The organism is Pantoea sp. XY16, assembly GCF_025153065.1.
GTDB classification, from domain to species: Bacteria; Pseudomonadota; Gammaproteobacteria; order Enterobacterales; family Enterobacteriaceae; genus Pantoea; species Pantoea alfalfae.
This window is the reverse complement of sequence record NZ_JANZNP010000004.1, coordinates 257,943-274,455: the sequence shown is the minus strand read 5'-3', so window position 1 is coordinate 274,455 and position 16,513 is coordinate 257,943. Positions and strand designations below refer to the sequence as shown.

Annotated in this window: 13 protein-coding genes; 9 read left to right on the top strand and 4 right to left on the bottom strand. The window is 55.6% G+C overall.

The window, feature by feature from the left end:
- The first annotated feature begins 10 nt into the window (after window positions 1–10).
- Both pntA and pntB read left to right on the top strand, forming a co-directional pair.
- The gene (gene pntA, locus N1689_RS05900; RefSeq protein WP_161735172.1) at window positions 11–1,543 is read left to right on the top strand and encodes a Re/Si-specific NAD(P)(+) transhydrogenase subunit alpha; all 1,533 of its coding nucleotides are present in this window, start codon (window positions 11–13) and stop codon (window positions 1,541–1,543) included.
- A gap of 3 nt (window positions 1,544–1,546) precedes the next feature.
- On the top strand, window positions 1,547–2,935 hold the full coding sequence (pntB, locus tag N1689_RS05895; RefSeq protein ID WP_260058253.1) for a Re/Si-specific NAD(P)(+) transhydrogenase subunit beta: 1,389 nt from the start codon (window positions 1,547–1,549) through the stop codon (window positions 2,933–2,935).
- Window positions 2,936–2,982: 47 nt separating this feature from the next.
- Here the strand turns inward: pntB and uspE are convergent, their stop codons facing one another.
- Together uspE and N1689_RS05885 are read right to left on the bottom strand one after the other, a co-directional pair.
- Window positions 2,983–3,939 carry a universal stress protein UspE gene (gene uspE, locus N1689_RS05890; RefSeq protein WP_013357947.1) on the bottom strand — a complete coding sequence of 319 codons (957 nt, stop codon included), beginning with the start codon at window positions 3,937–3,939 and terminating at the stop codon, window positions 2,983–2,985.
- Between the two features lie 117 nt (window positions 3,940–4,056).
- The gene (locus tag N1689_RS05885) at window positions 4,057–4,809 is read right to left on the bottom strand and encodes an FNR family transcription factor (protein WP_010244686.1); all 753 of its coding nucleotides are present in this window, start codon (window positions 4,807–4,809) and stop codon (window positions 4,057–4,059) included.
- A 317-nt stretch (window positions 4,810–5,126) separates the two neighbouring features.
- On the opposite strand from N1689_RS05885, the gene smrA reads away from it, so the two are divergent.
- On the top strand, window positions 5,127–5,693 hold the full coding sequence (smrA, locus tag N1689_RS05880; protein WP_260058252.1) for a DNA endonuclease SmrA: 567 nt from the start codon (window positions 5,127–5,129) through the stop codon (window positions 5,691–5,693).
- Here smrA and N1689_RS05875 read toward each other — a convergent pair.
- Window positions 5,690–6,610 (bottom strand): LysR substrate-binding domain-containing protein, encoded by a 921-nt coding sequence (locus N1689_RS05875; RefSeq protein WP_161735160.1) that lies wholly within the window; start codon window positions 6,608–6,610, stop codon window positions 5,690–5,692. The two genes, smrA and N1689_RS05875, sit on opposite strands and share 4 nt — an antisense overlap.
- Window positions 6,611–6,932: 322 nt before the next feature.
- Here N1689_RS05875 and N1689_RS05870 point away from each other — a divergent pair, with 322 nt between their 5' ends.
- The 4 genes from N1689_RS05870 (at window position 6,933) to N1689_RS05855 (ending at window position 13,508) form a co-directional block, all read left to right on the top strand.
- Entirely contained in the window at window positions 6,933–8,267 is a 1,335-nt protein-coding gene (locus tag N1689_RS05870; RefSeq protein WP_222925440.1) for an aromatic acid/H+ symport family MFS transporter, read from the top strand.
- Between the two features lie 67 nt (window positions 8,268–8,334).
- Window positions 8,335–9,678 (top strand): VOC family protein, encoded by a 1,344-nt coding sequence (locus N1689_RS05865; protein ID WP_161735158.1) that lies wholly within the window; start codon window positions 8,335–8,337, stop codon window positions 9,676–9,678.
- A gap of 427 nt (window positions 9,679–10,105) precedes the next feature.
- A complete protein-coding gene (locus N1689_RS05860) occupies window positions 10,106–11,626 on the top strand; it encodes a carboxylesterase/lipase family protein (protein ID WP_260058249.1) in 1,521 nt (506 codons plus the stop codon).
- A gap of 217 nt (window positions 11,627–11,843) precedes the next feature.
- Complete coding sequence (locus N1689_RS05855) at window positions 11,844–13,508, top strand: methyl-accepting chemotaxis protein (protein WP_260058248.1); 1,665 nt, start codon at window positions 11,844–11,846, stop codon at window positions 13,506–13,508.
- On the opposite strand, the gene N1689_RS05850 is transcribed toward N1689_RS05855, so the two are convergent.
- Window positions 13,466–14,347 carry a LysR family transcriptional regulator gene (locus N1689_RS05850; RefSeq protein WP_260058247.1) on the bottom strand — a complete coding sequence of 294 codons (882 nt, stop codon included), beginning with the start codon at window positions 14,345–14,347 and terminating at the stop codon, window positions 13,466–13,468. The two genes, N1689_RS05855 and N1689_RS05850, sit on opposite strands and share 43 nt — an antisense overlap.
- A gap of 125 nt (window positions 14,348–14,472) precedes the next feature.
- Here N1689_RS05850 and N1689_RS05845 point away from each other — a divergent pair, with 125 nt between their 5' ends.
- Together N1689_RS05845 and N1689_RS05840 are read left to right on the top strand one after the other, a co-directional pair.
- On the top strand, window positions 14,473–15,639 hold the full coding sequence (locus N1689_RS05845) for a methionine aminotransferase (RefSeq protein ID WP_260058246.1): 1,167 nt from the start codon (window positions 14,473–14,475) through the stop codon (window positions 15,637–15,639).
- A 62-nt stretch (window positions 15,640–15,701) separates the two neighbouring features.
- Window positions 15,702–16,478, top strand: a complete 777-nt coding sequence (locus N1689_RS05840) for a transporter substrate-binding domain-containing protein (RefSeq protein ID WP_161736913.1) — start codon at window positions 15,702–15,704, stop codon at window positions 16,476–16,478.
- The last annotated feature ends 35 nt before the right edge of the window (window positions 16,479–16,513 follow it).

Genomic DNA, 16,513 nt, shown 5'->3' with positions numbered 1-16,513 from the left:
AGGAAACACTATGTTAATTGGAATCCCCAAGGAAAGGTTGCCAAACGAGTCGCGCGTGGCTGCCACGCCAAAGACCGTGGAACAACTCATTAAGCTGGGTTTCAGCGTCACCCTGGAGCATGACGCCGGTCAACGCGCCAGCTTTGATGATGAAAGCTACAGAGCAGCAGGTGCCACACTCTGCGACCAGAAACAGGTATGGCAGTCCGATATCGTTCTGAAGGTGAATGCACCGGATGAGGATGAGATTGCGCTCACCCGGGCGGGCAGCACGCTGGTCAGCTTTATCTGGCCTGCACAGAATCCCGACCTGCTTTCAAAGCTGGCTGCGCGTCAGGTCACCGTCATGGCAATGGACTCGGTACCGCGTATTTCGCGGGCGCAGTCGCTGGATGCTTTGAGCTCGATGGCGAACATTGCCGGTTATCGCGCTATCGTCGAAGCCGCCCATGAATTTGGACGCTTCTTTACCGGTCAGATCACCGCCGCCGGAAAAGTGCCACCGGCCAAAGTTATGGTGATTGGGGCCGGTGTGGCAGGGCTGGCCGCGATCGGTGCAGCGGGCAGTCTGGGCGCGATTGTCCGGGCCTTTGATACCCGCCCTGAAGTTAAAGAGCAGGTGCAGAGTATGGGTGCCGAATTCCTTGAACTCGATTTCGAAGAGGAAGCGGGCAGTGGCGATGGTTACGCTAAAGTCATGTCCGAGGCGTTCATTAAAGCGGAGATGGCACTGTTTGCCAGCCAGGCTAAAGAGGTGGACATCATTGTCACCACGGCGCTGATCCCAGGTAAACCGGCACCGAAACTGATCACCGAAGAGATGATCGCCAGCATGAAACCAGGCAGCGTAATTGTTGATCTGGCGGCGCAGACCGGCGGCAACTGTGCGCTGACCGTCGCTGATCAGGTGACCGTAACGCCTAACGGCGTGAAAATTATCGGTTATACCGATCTGCCCAGCCGTCTCGCAACTCAATCTTCCCAGCTTTACGGCACCAACCTTGTCAATCTGATTAAGCTGCTGTGTAAAGAGAAAAATGGCGAAATCCAGGTCGATTTCGACGATGTAGTGGTGCGGGGCGTGACTGTCGTGCGTGAGGGTGAAGTCACCTGGCCAGCACCGCCGATTCAGGTCTCTGCTGCGCCACAGGCTAAACCGGCAGCCCAGAAACCCGCAGAGAAGGCTGAAGCAAAGCCTGTGTCTCCGTGGCGTAACTACCTGCTGATCGCACTGGCTGTCGTGCTGTTTGGCTGCCTCGCAAACGTAGCGCCAGCTGAGTTCCTCTCCCACTTTACCGTGTTCGCGCTCGCCTGTGTGGTGGGTTATTACGTGGTCTGGAACGTCAGTCACGCGCTGCATACGCCGCTGATGTCCGTTACCAACGCCATCTCCGGCATTATCGTCATCGGTGCGGTACTGCAGATGGGCCACGGTGGCTGGGTCACCTTTATCTCCTTTATTGCCGTGCTGATTGCCAGCATCAATATCTTTGGTGGCTTTACCGTCACCCAGCGCATGCTGAAAATGTTTCGTAAGGGGTAACACATGTCTGGCGGATTAGTCACTGCAGCCTATATTGTGGCTGCAATTCTTTTCATCTGTAGCCTTGCGGGTCTCTCGCGTCACGAGACCTCAAAGCGCGGGAATATTTTTGGTATCAGCGGCATGGCGATTGCGCTGGTTGCCACCATCTTTGGCCCGGACAGCGGAAATGTCGTCTGGATCCTGCTGGCGATGGTCATTGGCGGCGCTATCGGGATTCGTCTGGCGAAGAAAGTCGAAATGACAGAAATGCCGGAGCTGGTCGCGATTCTGCACAGCTTTGTCGGCCTGGCCGCTGTGCTGGTCGGCATCAACAGCTACATCGACCACGCGCCTGGCCTGCCAGCCGTGATGGAGAATATCCATCTGAGCGAAGTGTTTATCGGTATCTTTATTGGTGCTGTCACCTTCACCGGTTCGCTGGTAGCGTTTGGCAAGCTGTGCGGCAAAATCTCTTCAAAACCGCTGGCGTTACCGCATCGTCACAAGCTGAATCTGCTGGCGCTGGTCGTCTCGTTCCTGCTGCTGCTGTGGTTTGTTAACACCAGCAGCACGGGTGCTCAGGTGTTTGCACTGATCCTGATGACAGTGATTGCGCTGGCGTTTGGCTGGCATCTGGTTGCCTCTATCGGCGGCGCGGACATGCCGGTTGTGGTGTCGATGCTGAACTCCTATTCAGGCTGGGCCGCTGCCGCTGCCGGTTTTATGCTGAGCAACGATCTGCTGATTGTAACCGGTGCACTGGTGGGGTCGTCGGGTGCGATTCTCTCCTACATCATGTGCAAAGCGATGAACCGTTCGTTCATCAGCGTGATTGCGGGCGGGTTTGGCACGGAAGTCAGCAGCGGCGATGACAGTCAGGAAGCGGGCGAGCATCGTGAAATCACAGCTGAAGAAACCGCAGAGATGCTCAAGGCATCCAGCTCGGTGATTATTACCCCTGGCTACGGTATGGCAGTGGCGCAGGCGCAGTACCCGGTTGCGGAAATTACTGCCCGACTGCGTGCACTCGGCATCAACGTGCGCTTCGGCATTCATCCGGTGGCAGGGCGTCTGCCGGGTCACATGAACGTGCTGCTGGCCGAGGCCAAAGTACCTTATGACGTGGTGCTGGAGATGGATGAGATCAACGACGATTTCAGCGACACCGACACGGTGCTGGTTATCGGTGCCAATGACACGGTTAACCCGGCGGCGCAGGATGACCCCCGCAGCCCGATTGCGGGCATGCCGGTACTGGAAGTGTGGAAAGCGCACAATGTCGTGGTGTTTAAACGCTCAATGAACACCGGTTATGCTGGCGTACAGAATCCGCTGTTCTTCAAAGAGAATAGTCAGATGCTGTTTGGCGATGCCAAAGCCAGCGTGGAAGCCATTCTCAAAGCGCTGTAATAAAAAAAGGGCGGCTAATCCGCCGCCCGTCTTCTATCAGGGGAGAATCAATCCTCCTCATCCTCTTCATCATCCAGGTCAATCGGCGATTTGAAATCGTCAGGCTTGAGCGCCAGCAGATCGCAGCGCAGATGATCAATCACCTGTTCCGCCGTATTACCCAGGAAGGCTGCCGACAGGCCTGTACGTCCTATGGTACCCAACACCACCACACCAGCACCCAGATGCGCCGCCAGATCCGGGATGACTTCTTCCGGCAGGCCTTTAGCCACATGGGTGAACTCTTCACCAATCGAGAACTTCTGCCGCAGCGCTTTCATCGCCACCAGATGCTGACCACGAATCGCATCGTTATAAACGCTGGGATCAAAGTCCGGCAGTTCGATAGCGATGTTGATAGGCGTAATCGGATAAGCGCCGACCAGGTGCACCTCGGTCTGATTCACTTTTTCTGCCAGTTTCACCGTTTCACGAATCAGCTTCTGATTCAGGCCATCGTGATGTGGCTCTTCACTGGCAAGATTGACCGCGACAATAGCTTTACCGCCTTCCGGCCACGGCTGATCTTTGACCATCCAGACCGGACACGGGCATTTACGCAGCAGATGCCAGTCAGTCGGGGTGAAAATCACGGATTCAAGACGATCATGCTGATGAGCCATCTTCAGCACCAGGTCATGCTGATGGGCAAGCACTTCCTGAATGATGGCCTCAAAAGGACGGTTGTGCCAGATCACTTTGATGTCAATTTCGACACCGGCATCCAGATAAGCGCGGGCCTGCTCACGGATCCATTCAGTGCGCTGGCTGATGACGCCCTGGCGCATTGATGCGCGTTCGTCAGGCGAAAGCAGGGTGGTCATCTCGTATGAGAAATCATAGATAGGCAGAAAGGCTTTGATCCTTCCGCCAATGCGTTGATTCAGATAGACCGCACGTCGCAGCGCGGGCTGATCGTCTTGCTGGGCATCAATGGCGACCAGAATATTTTGGTACTGGGACATGAGGCGTTCTCCTTAAACCAGAGCGACTGGAATAAAGATAGCCTATGTTGCACAGCGGAAGAAGGGAAAAAGTTACTGCCGGATCAACAAAATAAGATTTATTGATCCGGCTGCGGATCAGGCGGCCTGATGGCTCTGACCGGCTAACTCTTCCAGCAGGGCGTGGTTTTCAATAGTGATGTATTTCCCTTTCACCGCCAGCATACCGGACTTCTGAAAACGACCCAGCAGGCGACTGATGGTTTCAACCGTCAGGCCCAGGTAATTACCAATGTCACCACGCGTCATGGTGAGGCGGAATTCACGCTGAGAAAAACCGCGCTGGCCGAAACGACGGGAAAGGTTCCAGATAAACGCCGCCAGGCGCTCTTCGGCATTTTTCTTCGACAGCAGCAGGATCATATCCTGATCGCCTTTGATTTCACCGCTCATCAGACGCATCATCTGCTGACGCAGGGCAGGCATTTTTCCTGACAGGTCATCCAGGGTTTCAAACGGGATTTCACAGACCATTGCAGTTTCCAGCGCCTGCGCAAAGCTGGGATGGCTGGAACCCATGATGGCATCAAAGCCGACTAAATCGCCCGCCAGATGGAAACCGGTGATTTGCTCATCACCCTGCTCGGTAATGGTGTAACTTTTGATCGTGCCGGAACGAATCGCATACAGAGATTTCAGTTCGTCGCCTGCTTTGAAAAGGGTTTGCCCTTTCTGAATTGGTTTTTTACGCTCAATGATATTGTCGAGCTGATCCAGCTCATGTTCATTTAACGTGAAGGGGATGCAGAGCTGACTGATGCTGCAATCCTGGCAGTGAATGGCACAACCGCCCGACTGAATACGACGAATGCTGCGTTTTTCAGGGATCATAATGGTTTGCTCGACGATTATTGACTGGTGTCAATTTTAACATTTTTTGTGCTGAAGGGAACTCATCCGAGCAGTTTTACACCCACAAACATTATGGATGAAGCACACATCGACAAACGCTGATGTGACGGGCTTCTCAGAATGCCGTTACCGTTAACTGTCACGAAAAGTTTCCGCTTTTATGATCTGTTACCCATATCTTCATCAGCGGCAACATGGATAAAAGCGGGGTAGCCCGGCGATTGCAGCTTTTGCTACGCTAACTGCTTAAGCCTGTTTTGTAGGTTCCATCAATTTTAATCAGGTGTGAGAAAACCATGAACCTTGATGACAACGATCTCTTTCGGGATGCCATGGGCGATGTCACGCCGTTAAAAGACACCACCACAACGTTATGGCTTAAGTCGCCCTCGACTAAAGCGCCCCGTAAACCGCCAGGAGAGAAGGAGCAGGAGAATTTCCTGACACGGGGTTATCTGGAGATTATCCCGCTTAACACACCGCTGGAGTATAAAGCCGACGGCATACAGCAGGGTATTCTGGATAAGCTGCGTCGGGGTGAGTACAAACTGGATGCCAGTCTCAACCTGTTGCGGCAACCAGTGGAGACCTGCCGTCAGGCGCTGTTTAACTTTATGATGCAGGCGCAAAAGCAGGACTTACGGAATCTGCTTATCATTCATGGCAAGGGCCGTGATGACGAATCCCATGCCAATATTGTGCGCAGCTATCTGGCGCGCTGGTTACAGCAGTTTGATGACGTGCAGACTTACTGCGTGGCCCAGACCCGCCATGGCGGAGCCGGGGCGCTCTATGTGGGACTGCGGAAGACCGATAAGGCGCGCCTTGAAAACCGCGAACGGCATGCGAAACGCAGCCGCTAGCTGTGAAACTTACGGATGGTGGACATTAACACTTCAGCACTCAGGCTCAGCTCTGCGCCGGTACGGGTAATGATGCCCACTGGCTCGCCTGGCCCGGAGGAGTTGATTGGCAGCGCACAGACCGCGTTATGGCTGAGGTCCTCTTTAATCGCGCCGGACGGCACGAACCAGATGTAGTCGTAGCGAAGCGCCAGCTGGCGCGCCAGTGAAGTCGACGACGTTTCAATGCAATGGGGTGGCAGCGTGCAGCCCTGTTCATCAAGCATCTGCTGCGCAATCCGGCGCGGTGCGGTGCCTTCCGGGGAAATCACCACGGGCCATTGCATTGCCCTCGATAGAGTGACGTTGTCACTCAATAATGGGTGTTCGGGCCTGACCACCAGCTTCAGTGACTCCAGAAACAGCAGTTCGTAAGTCAGCCCGGTCATCATATCGCTGTCCGCCATCCGGCCAATACCGATGTCAAACTCGCCGCCGCGCAATCCCGCCAGTAACACATTGTTATGCAGCGTCGCCACCTGGATAGTGGTGTTAGGCTGCAGCTGATGAAAACGATCAAGGATGCGGGGCAGCATGCCCATCGCAGCAGTAGTCAGCGCGCCCAGCCGGATAATCACTGGGGCATCGCCCGACTGCTCATTAAAGCTCTGTCCGGCATGATTCAGCGCATCAAGCACCCGCACTGCATGCGTCAGAAACTGTTCTCCCATCGTGGTGAGCTGGGCACCCAGGCGACCCCGCTCAAACAGACGAACGCCTGTCAGCTCTTCCAGCTCATTCAGGGTTTTGGACAGAGCAGGCTGACTCAGGCTCAGCGTCTCTGCTGCCCGGCCCAGTGTGCCTTGCTGCGCGACAGCAACAAAGGTATGTAGATGGCGCAAGCGAATGCGCTGATTGAAAAGGATATTTTTTTCCATACCTTAAACTTAATGAGAATGACCGCTTACAGGCAACTGTTTAAAATGAATTCTGTTAACTTTGCTGCAAATTTATTTTAACAAGCGTGGCAGAATGGCTACTTAATCCGCTAACTCTCTGATTAAGAAGCGCTCATCTCATATTGTCACAGACGCACTGGTTTCTGAGACTACGATATATCAAGAGCTTAACGGCTTAAAGTTGAATAATTCTCACTATCATATAAAAATCTGACCGCTTAAGGTTAACGATGGGCTATCATAAACGCCGTTTTTTTTACTTAATCTGATGCCAGATTGCGCTATTGCCAGGGAGTGTTCATTGACCAGCATCGGGGCGGTAGATGTCCGCCAGCTTATCAACCAGCAGAGCCTGAGCCACTGGCAAAAACGGCTCATTGCGCTCTGTTTTATTGTGGTGGCACTCGATGGCATGGACATTGCGATCATGGGATTTATTGCGCCAACACTTAAAGCTGCATGGGGCGTCACCAATCACCAGCTCGGGGTTGTCATCAGCGCAGCATTGATCGGGCTGGCGCTGGGAGCCATGGTCGCGGGCCCGCTGGCTGACCGCTATGGCCGACGTATGATGATCATCCTCAGCGTTTTCTTTTTTGGTCTCTGGACACTGGCAACAGCGCTGTCTCAGAACATCGAGCAGATGATGCTTTTCCGCTTCCTGACCGGTCTGGGACTGGGTGCGGCAATGCCCAACGTCGGTACGCTGGTGGCGGAATATGCGCCTGAACGGAGACGGGCCTTTATTATCACTGTGGTGTTCTGCGGTTTTACCTTTGGTGCCGCCAGCGGTGGATTTGCCGCATCCTGGCTATTACCGCGTTATAACTGGCACTCTGTGTTGCTGCTGGGTGGCATTCTGCCGCTGCTGGTGTTGCCATTCCTGTTCCGCGGCCTGCCGGAGTCAGTGCGGTTTCTTATCAGTCGTGGCGCACCCGCTGCCCGCATTCACGCCATCCTCGAACGGATGATGCCGGGAAAAACGGTGCCTGATTGCGCATTTCACGCGCCTGAAGCAACATTGCCGGCAGGCGGCGCGATTAGCACCGTCCTGTCGCGCCGCTATCTGTTTGGCAGCACAATGCTGTGGGGGGGCTATTTCATGGGACTGTTCATGGTCTACCTGATTGGCAGCTGGCTGCCATCTCTGGTGAATACCCTGGGTATGTCAGTGACCGAAGCGGCGATTATCACCGCCATGTATCAGGCAGGCGGAACGCTGGGCTCACTCTTTGCGGGCTGGATGATGGATCGCTTCAATGCCAATCTGGCCCTGGCGGCCATCTACGGCTGCGGCGGACTGTTTATTGTGGCGCTTGGCTTTTCGCCCGCCGAAGTCGGCATGATGAGCGCGATCGCCTTTTGCAGTGGCTTCTGTTTTAACGGTGCCAATACCGGGATGAATGCCTTATCCGCCAGCTACTATCCTACACACGCTCGCGCCACCGGCTCCAGCTGGATGCATGGCGTGGGGCGCATCGGCGCAATTCTGAGCGCCTTCGTCGGCGCAGAGATGATGTCACTCGGCTGGTCTTTCAGCGTGATATTTTTGCTGCTGGCGATACCCGCTGTGATCACTACCCTGATGCTGCTGTTAAAAAACCGCTACGGCTTTAAGCCGATCACAGATTCGTGATTTTTTCCACTGAGGCCAGCGCGTTGCATTACATTAGCAGCAACGCTCATGGTGTCAGGTGGATAAGATGGACAAGTTTATCAGTGCGGATCTCATCCGCACCCGTTTCTCTCAGGCGATGTCAGCAATGTACCAGCAGGAGGTGCCGCAGTATGGCACGCTGATGCAACTGGTCGCCACCGTCAACGAGCGCTCGCTGGAAGCCGATATCGCGCTGAAAGATCGTCTCACGGCCGCCGATGAAATTGACCGACTCAGCCTTGAACGACACGGCGCAATCCGTGTGGGCACGGCAGACGAATTAGCCACGCTGCGGCAGCTGTTTGCGGTGATGGGGATGTATCCGGTTGGCTATTACGATCTCTCTCAGGCGGGTGTGCCGGTGCACTCTACGGCGTTCCGGCCGGTCACCGATGCGGCGCTGCGGCGCAATCCTTTCCGGGTCTTTACCTCGCTGTTACGTCCTGAACTGATCGACGATCCCGCGCTGCGCGAAAAGACGGCGGAGATTCTGGCCGCACGCGACATTTTCACTTCCCGTTGCCGGGCGCTGCTGCAATTGCATGAGCAGCAGGGCGGATTAACTGACGTTCAGGCTACCGAATTTGTTACCGAAGCACTGGAAACCTTCCGCTGGCACGCCCACAGTAGCGTGGACAGTCAGACCTATCAGGCGCTGAACCAGCAGCATCGATTGATCGCAGATGTCGTCTGCTTTCCCGGCTGCCACATCAACCATCTCACCCCGCGCACGCTCGATATTGACCGCGTTCAGCAACTGATGCCATCGCGCGGCATCGATCCGAAAACGCTGATCGAAGGACCGCCGCGTCGTCAGGTGCCGATTCTGCTGCGTCAGACCAGCTTCAAAGCGCTGGAAGAGCCGATCATCTTTAAGGACGGGCATCAGGGCACCCATACAGCGCGCTTCGGTGAAATTGAGCAGCGCGGCGCGGCGCTGACGCCTGCAGGTCGTGCGCTCTACGATCGGCTGCTCAGCGAGGCGGGGAGTGGTCAGGACAATCAGCAGCACCAGCAACATCTGGCGGCCATATTCCGCGACTTTCCCGACGACGAGACCACGCTACGCCAGCAGGGGCTGGCCTGGTTCCACTATCGCCTGAGTGAAAAGGGCGTTGCCACGCCGCCGGACAAGGGTGAAGTGCTTGAGGATCTGATCAGGGAGGGGCGTGTACTGGCAGACCCGATCGTCTATGAAGATTTTCTGCCCGTCAGCGCGGCGGGAATTTTTCAGTCCAACCTCGGCGATCGGGCGCAGGTCCGTTCAGCGGGACAGGCGAGCCGGCAGACGTTTGAAGCAGCGCTGGGCTCTGCGGTGCTGGATGAGATGGTGTTATATGAAGAGCGCCAGCAGCGCTCGCTGGCACAGTGCGGAGTACGGCCGTCCTGATGTTATCCTCGGGCTACACCTCCGTTGCCCGTAACAGCTTAACTAATCCGGATATTAAAGCTCTGCTCCTGAAGCAGAGCAACAGGGAAACAGACTGATCTCATTAAAGAAAAATTACCCTTTATCGGCCAGCGCAGATTTCGCGGCGTAAGTATCTTAATCGGTTAGCATTCTGACTACTTAACGATGTTAAAAACTGCACAGAATCACAGCCGGTCACCGCTTTCAGGCGATATGGCACGGTACTCATCCTGGGTAAAAGGATAAACAATGCTAAACCCTGACTGAGACAGTAGCTCTGAACCTGTTGATGAGCATATTCACGCCCGCCTCTGATGTTTCGGCATAATCTGCAAATCCCCTCCATACCTGGACAATGGTGGCGGGCCTGCAAATAATGGAGGAACGTCTGAACAGGGAAACGGGAATGAAAAACGAAACAGGTCTGAGGATCATGACGGCCGAGGGGGAGTTGCGTGGATGCATGGACGATGACCTTTTCGTATTCAAAGGCATACCTTATGCGGCGGCTCCGGTTGGCGCGCTGCGCTGGCGTCCACCACAGCCGGTCACGCCCTGGCATCAGATGCGCGATGCCACCGCATTTGGGGCTTCTGGCTGGCAAAATCGCACATACTGTCAGGCGGTGGGCGGTGGCGATCCCGGTGAGTTTAGTGAAGATTGCCTCTACCTGAATGTCTGGACACCCGATGTGGCGCCGTCAAAGCCGCTGCCGGTAATGGTGTGGCTGCACGGTGGGGGCTTCACCATCGGTGCAGGCGGGCTGGCGCCGTACAACGGTAAGCCGCTGGCGTCACGTGGTGCAGTGGTGGTCACGCTGAATTACCGGCTGGGTCACCTCGGTTTCTTCTCCCATCCTGCGCTGGATGCGGAATACCCTGCTGCGGGTACAGTAAACAATTTTGGCCTGCTCGATCAGATTGCCGCACTGCAGTGGGTGCAGCGCAACATTCCAGCTTTTGGTGGCGATCGCCACAATGTGACGCTTTTCGGTGAATCCTCTGGCGCGCGCAGCGTGCTCTCCCACTGCTGTTCGCCGCTGGCTGAAGGGCTATTCCATAAAGGGATCGTGCAAAGTGCCTATAGCCTGCCGGATACGCCGCTGAAAAAAGCGCGTCAGCAGGGAATAGCGGTAGCCCGCCATTTTGGTCTGCCGCCCGATGCCAGCGCGGATGACCTGCGCGCACTGCCTGCCGATGCCTTCTGGTCGCTGGAAGGGCCACTGGCGATCCCGCCGGTGCCGATTGCCGGTGATGCCGTGCTGCCTGAGCCGATGCTGAAAACCTTTATGGCAGCTAAACAGCATCGCCTGCCGCTGATGGCGGGCAGTAACAGCGATGAAGCCAGCGTGCTGGAATATTTTGGCGTGGATGCCACCGCAGTATTGCATCAGCTGCGCAATAAAAACCGGCTCACCTATCGGACGCTGAAATGGATGTATGACATCCATGACGATCAACTGCTGGGACGTGCCGTGGCGCGTGATATGGCTTTCAGCCTGGTGCCGTGGCTGGTGATGCGGGCGCAGCACAATGCCGGCATGCCGGGCTGGCGCTACTGGTTCGATTATGTTTCTGAGCACGCTCGCGACCTTTATCCCCATGGCACCTGGCACGGTAACGAAGTGCCTTATGTCCTGAACACCCTGAGTCAGATGCCGGATCCCAATGAAGCGCGGCCATTCAGTGAAGCCGATCGCGCTTTTGCGGCACGTGTCAGCGAATACTGGTTTACCTTTGCCCGTGACGCCACGGAATATAAGCATCAGCTTGAAGGCGAAGTTATCTGGCCAGCCTGGCATCCAGGCAATGACGTGACAATGTCACTTGGGAATAAGCGTATGAGCGGGTTGACTCTGAAAAGAAACTTTATGCGCGCCCGTATGCGGCTTTTCAGGCTGTTGATGACGCGTATGGTCAGGCTTTAAGCAGATGATGAAAATTAGCCTGCTAACCATTAAGTTATGCGAATGCAATTAATCTACTTATTTAATTTTAACTTTATGAATTTAAGGGTTTTTTACTGATTAACTCATCGTTGACGCTGTAAATTAATAGGTAACAAAACAGTTACATTTTCACTATCTCATGCCGATAAATCTCCTATGCCCGACGCTTGCGGGTCAACGTGTATAGGATTTTGGTATGGGAATGCTCAAAAATTTTACCATTCGCGCAGTGATGCTCACTATTCTGGGCCTGTTTTGTTTACTGTGGAGCGGCGTCGGGTTGTACAGCATCCACTCGCTTGGCGCGCTCAGCGAAGGCAACAATGTTGACCGTCATCTGGTTGAGCAAATGACGGTGCTGAGCAAAGGCAACGATCAATATTTTCGTGTTATCACGCGCCTTTCCCGCGTAATGGAAAGCAAAGCAGCAGGTAAAACGCTGACTGATGAGGCCTATGCCCCTGTGCAGCAGGCGCTGGACAGCATGACTCAGCAACTGGCGCGTTTTAAACAGCTTGCACCCGGTCCGATGAATCCGGAAGTCGTCGATGGCGTAATTCAGAGCTGGCAAAAGCTGGTGGATGAGGGCGTAACGCCACAACTGCAACTGGCCCGCCAGGCCTCACCGGACCCGTATCGCCAGCAGGCGAACAATGTCACACCGCCGCTCAGTCGTGCCTTTGGCGTCAGCGCAGAGAAGTTTAACCAGGGCGCAGCCGAAAAACTGGACAAAACCCGGGTTGAAGTTGATCACCTCACCGCGATGACCAAAACGATTATTACCATCACGGTGATTATTGGCCTGCTGATTCTGCTGTTTACCGACCGCTATCTGGTGGCGATGCTGGTTCGTCCGCTGGAAAGTATTCGTACCCACTTCGCGGTGATCGCGACAGGCGATCTCAGCCAGCCGGTAGCCGATTTCGGTCGCAACTGTGTCGGTAAACTGGTGCCGCTGCTGAGCGCTATGCAGGATAGTCTGCGGGAAGCGGTCAGCGCCATTCGCAGCGGCACCGAGAACATCTCGCGCGGTGCTGCAGAGATTTCTGCCGGTAACAATGACCTCTCTTCACGTACCGAAGAGCAGGCCGCTGCGCTGGAACAGACTGCGGCCAGCATGGAGCAGTTGACGGCCACGGTGAAATTCAACGCCGATAACGCTCGTCAGGCCAGCCTGCTGGCAGAAACCGCCACCACCACGGCACAACGTGGCGGTCAGCTGGTGAGTGAAGTGGTCAGCACCATGGATGGCATCTCCGGCAGCTCGAAGAAGATCGCTGAGATTACCAACGTGATTAACGGCATTGCCTTCCAGACCAATATCCTGGCGCTGAACGCTGCGGTCGAAGCGGCACGTGCCGGCGAACAGGGGCGTGGTTTTGCGGTCGTGGCATCTGAAGTGCGTAACCTGGCACAGCGTAGCGCCAACGCCGCCAAAGAGATCGCGACGCTGATTGAAGACTCGGTGCAGCGTGTAGGGAAAGGCGCGGAGCTGGTCAGCACCACCGGCGGCACCATGAACAATATTCTGAAATCAGTGCAGGATGTGGATGCGATCATGAAACAGATTGCTTCCGCCTCGGAAGAGCAGAGCAAAGGCATCTCTCAGGTGGGTGCTGCGGTAACCGAAATGGATAGCGTGACCCAGCAGAACGCCTCACTGGTTGAAGAGGTTTCTGCCGCGGCGAGCGCACTGGCATTGCAGACAGAAGCGCTGCAGGCCTCTGTGTCGAAGTTCCGTCTCTCCAGCAACCGCCAGACCGCACCGGTCATCACGAATAAACCTGCCGTGCCGAAAGCAACCGTGCTGAATGCGCCTCAGGCTAAACCGGCGGATAACGGCGACTGGGTCACCTTCTGATCCCTGCACAGCCACGCCACCAGTTCCGCCAGGAACGGTGGCGCATCCGGCGCGGGCCGTTGCAGTAAACTGTAAACGGCTCCGGTTTTGACCTCGCCAGCGAACGGCTTAATCAGCCTGCCGCTGGCGATATCACTCTCCACCAGATTGCTGTCGGCAATCGCCACACCAAACCCCTGAATCGCGGCACTGATCGCTAAATCCATCGTGGCAAAATGCTGATTTCGCTTCATGCTGAGCGTCACCTGCTGCGCCTGTAACCAGCACTGCCAGTCATGCGTGTCTGACGTGGGATGCAAAAAGGTCATTGCGTCCAGCGCCGCCGTCGTTTCCGGGCAGGGCTGACCAGCCGCTATCACCGGCGTCAGCGACTCGCTGAACAGGCAGATCCCGTCAGGATGCGGCTTGCCATAGATAATCGCCGCATCAAAGTTCTCAAGCTGGGCCGCATGATCCAGCGTGGTGGTCAGGGCCACATGCAGTTCAGGGCAGTGACGTTCAAGCGCCATCAGCCGCGGTACCAGCCAGCGCATAGCACAGGTCGGCGCTTTCAGGCGAAGGCTGACCTGACTGCGACGGACCTTTTCGCTGGCCTGGACCATCAGATCAAAGCCCTGGCTGAGTTCAGGCAGCAGCGCGTCACCCTGCGGGGTCAGCCGCAGCCCGCGCGCATGGCGGTCAAACAGCGTCACGCCCAGCCACTGTTCCAGCGCGGCAATCTTACGACTGACCGCGCCCTGGGTCAGGCAGAGCTCGCGGGCAGCATGGGTCAGATTAAGGTGACGAGCTGTTACCAGAAAGGCGTGAATGGCATTGAGTGGCAGCGATGAGCGTGACACGGTGGACCTCAGCTATGCAATTTTGTCATGGCTATTATGACGACATTTCGCTTGCCGACTCAAGCCACAGCCCGTTGAATAACGATTTATCGCATCTGAACAGTTATGCACCTGACGGAGAAAATATGTCCCTGAAAACGCCTGTCGCTATTCACTCAAAATTGCCGGACGTTGGCACCACTATTTTCAGCGTAATTGGTCAGCTTTCGGCGCAGCATCAGGCGATTAACCTGTCGCAGGGCGCACCCAGTTTCCCCTGCGATCCGGCGCTGGTCGACTCGGTCAGCCGTGCCATGCAGGAGGGGCACAATCAGTATGCCGCTATGATGGGCTTGCCGGCCCTGCGCGAGGCACTCGCCGGCAAAGTGCAGACGCTCTATGCACAGAAATATGATGCCGCGAGTGAGGTACTGATCACCGGCAGCGCCAGTCAGGGACTCTATATGGCGATTACCGCGCTGGTTCATCAGGGCGATGAGGTGATCTTCTTTGAACCGGCGTTTGACAGCTACGCGCCGGTGGTGCGGTTACAGGGCGGTACGCCGATAGGCCTGAAGCTGCAGGTGCCGTCTTTTGCTATCGACTGGGATCAGCTGCGTGCGGCGATCACGCCGCGCACCCGGATGATCATTATTAATACACCGCACAACCCCAGCGCGCAGGTGCTGACGCCCGACGATCTCAATCAGCTGGCGGCTCTGATTCGCAACACCGATATCGTGGTGCTCTCCGATGAGGTTTATGAACATATTCTGTTTGATGGCCGGCCGCACTGCGGCATGGCGAGGCATCCGGAGCTGGCCGCACGCAGTATCATCGTCTCCTCGTTTGGTAAAACCTTCCACGTCACCGGCTGGCGGGTAGGCTACTGTCTGGCACCGGCAGAGCTGATGACCGAACTGGTGAAGGTGCATCAGTTTATGATGTACGCCGCCGATACGCCGATGCAGGTTGGGTTCGCGCACTATCTGCAGACGCCAGAGAACTACCTGTCACTTAACGCTTTCTATCAGCAGAAGCGCGATCGGCTAATTGCTCTGATGCAGGACTCGCCGTTCCGGCTGCTACCGAGCGCCGGTTCGTTCTTTATGCTCGCCAGCTATGGACATTTCAGTGACGAACCGGACAGTGAAATGGTAAAACGTCTTATCGTCGATCACGGTGTGGCAACCATACCGCTGTCGGCGTTTTATATGGATGGCACAGACAACAAACTGATTCGTCTCTCTTTTGCGAAAGACGAGGCGACACTAGAGGCTGGCGCGGCTGCGCTATGTGCTTTTTCTCACTGAATCACGCGAGCGTGATTCAGTACGGGGAACAGGTAACCAGGACTTTTCGGGGTAAATAAATAATGAAAAAACTGAATGCGCTTTTTCTCGCTCTGGGCATGATGACAACGGTACAGGCACTGGCTCAGGATTTACGTTACGGCGTGGAGTCACAGTATCCGCCGTTTGAAAGCCGCAACGCTAAAGGTGAGCTGGAAGGCTTTGATATTGAACTGGGTAATGCCATCTGTAAGGCAGGCAACTTCAGCTGCCACTGGGTTGAGAGCAGCTTTGATGCGCTGATCCCGGCACTTCAGGCGAAAAAGTTCGACGCCATTAACTCGGCGATGAATATCACTGAAGCGCGCGCCAAAAGCATCGCGTTTACGCAGCCAATCTACCGTATTCCGACCATGTTAGTGGCGAAAAAGGGTGAAAATCTGGCCCCGACCGCCGAAGGTCTGAAAGGCAAAAGCATTGGTGTATTGCAGGGATCGATTCAGGAAACCTATGCGAAGAAGCACTGGGAGACGCAGGGCGTGACGGTGACGTCGTATCAGGATCAGAACCAGGTCTACAACGACATGGTCGCGGGCCGCCTTGATGGCACGCTGGTGATGTCTGCCGCCGGTCAGTCTGGCTTCCTCGATAAGCCACAGGGCAAAGGGTTTGGTTTTGTGGGCAAGCCCGTCGAAGATGACGCGATTCTCGGCTCAGGCATCGGCTATGGCCTGCGCAAAGATGATGCGTCGTTGAAGCAGTCGCTGGACGCGGCGATCGCCAAAGTGCAGGGCGATGGCACCCTCAAAAAGCTGGCTGAAAAATACTTCCCGGGTATTGATGTCAGCGCGAAGCCATAATCGCAATCGGGCGCGTTCTGCGCCCGATTTCCCTG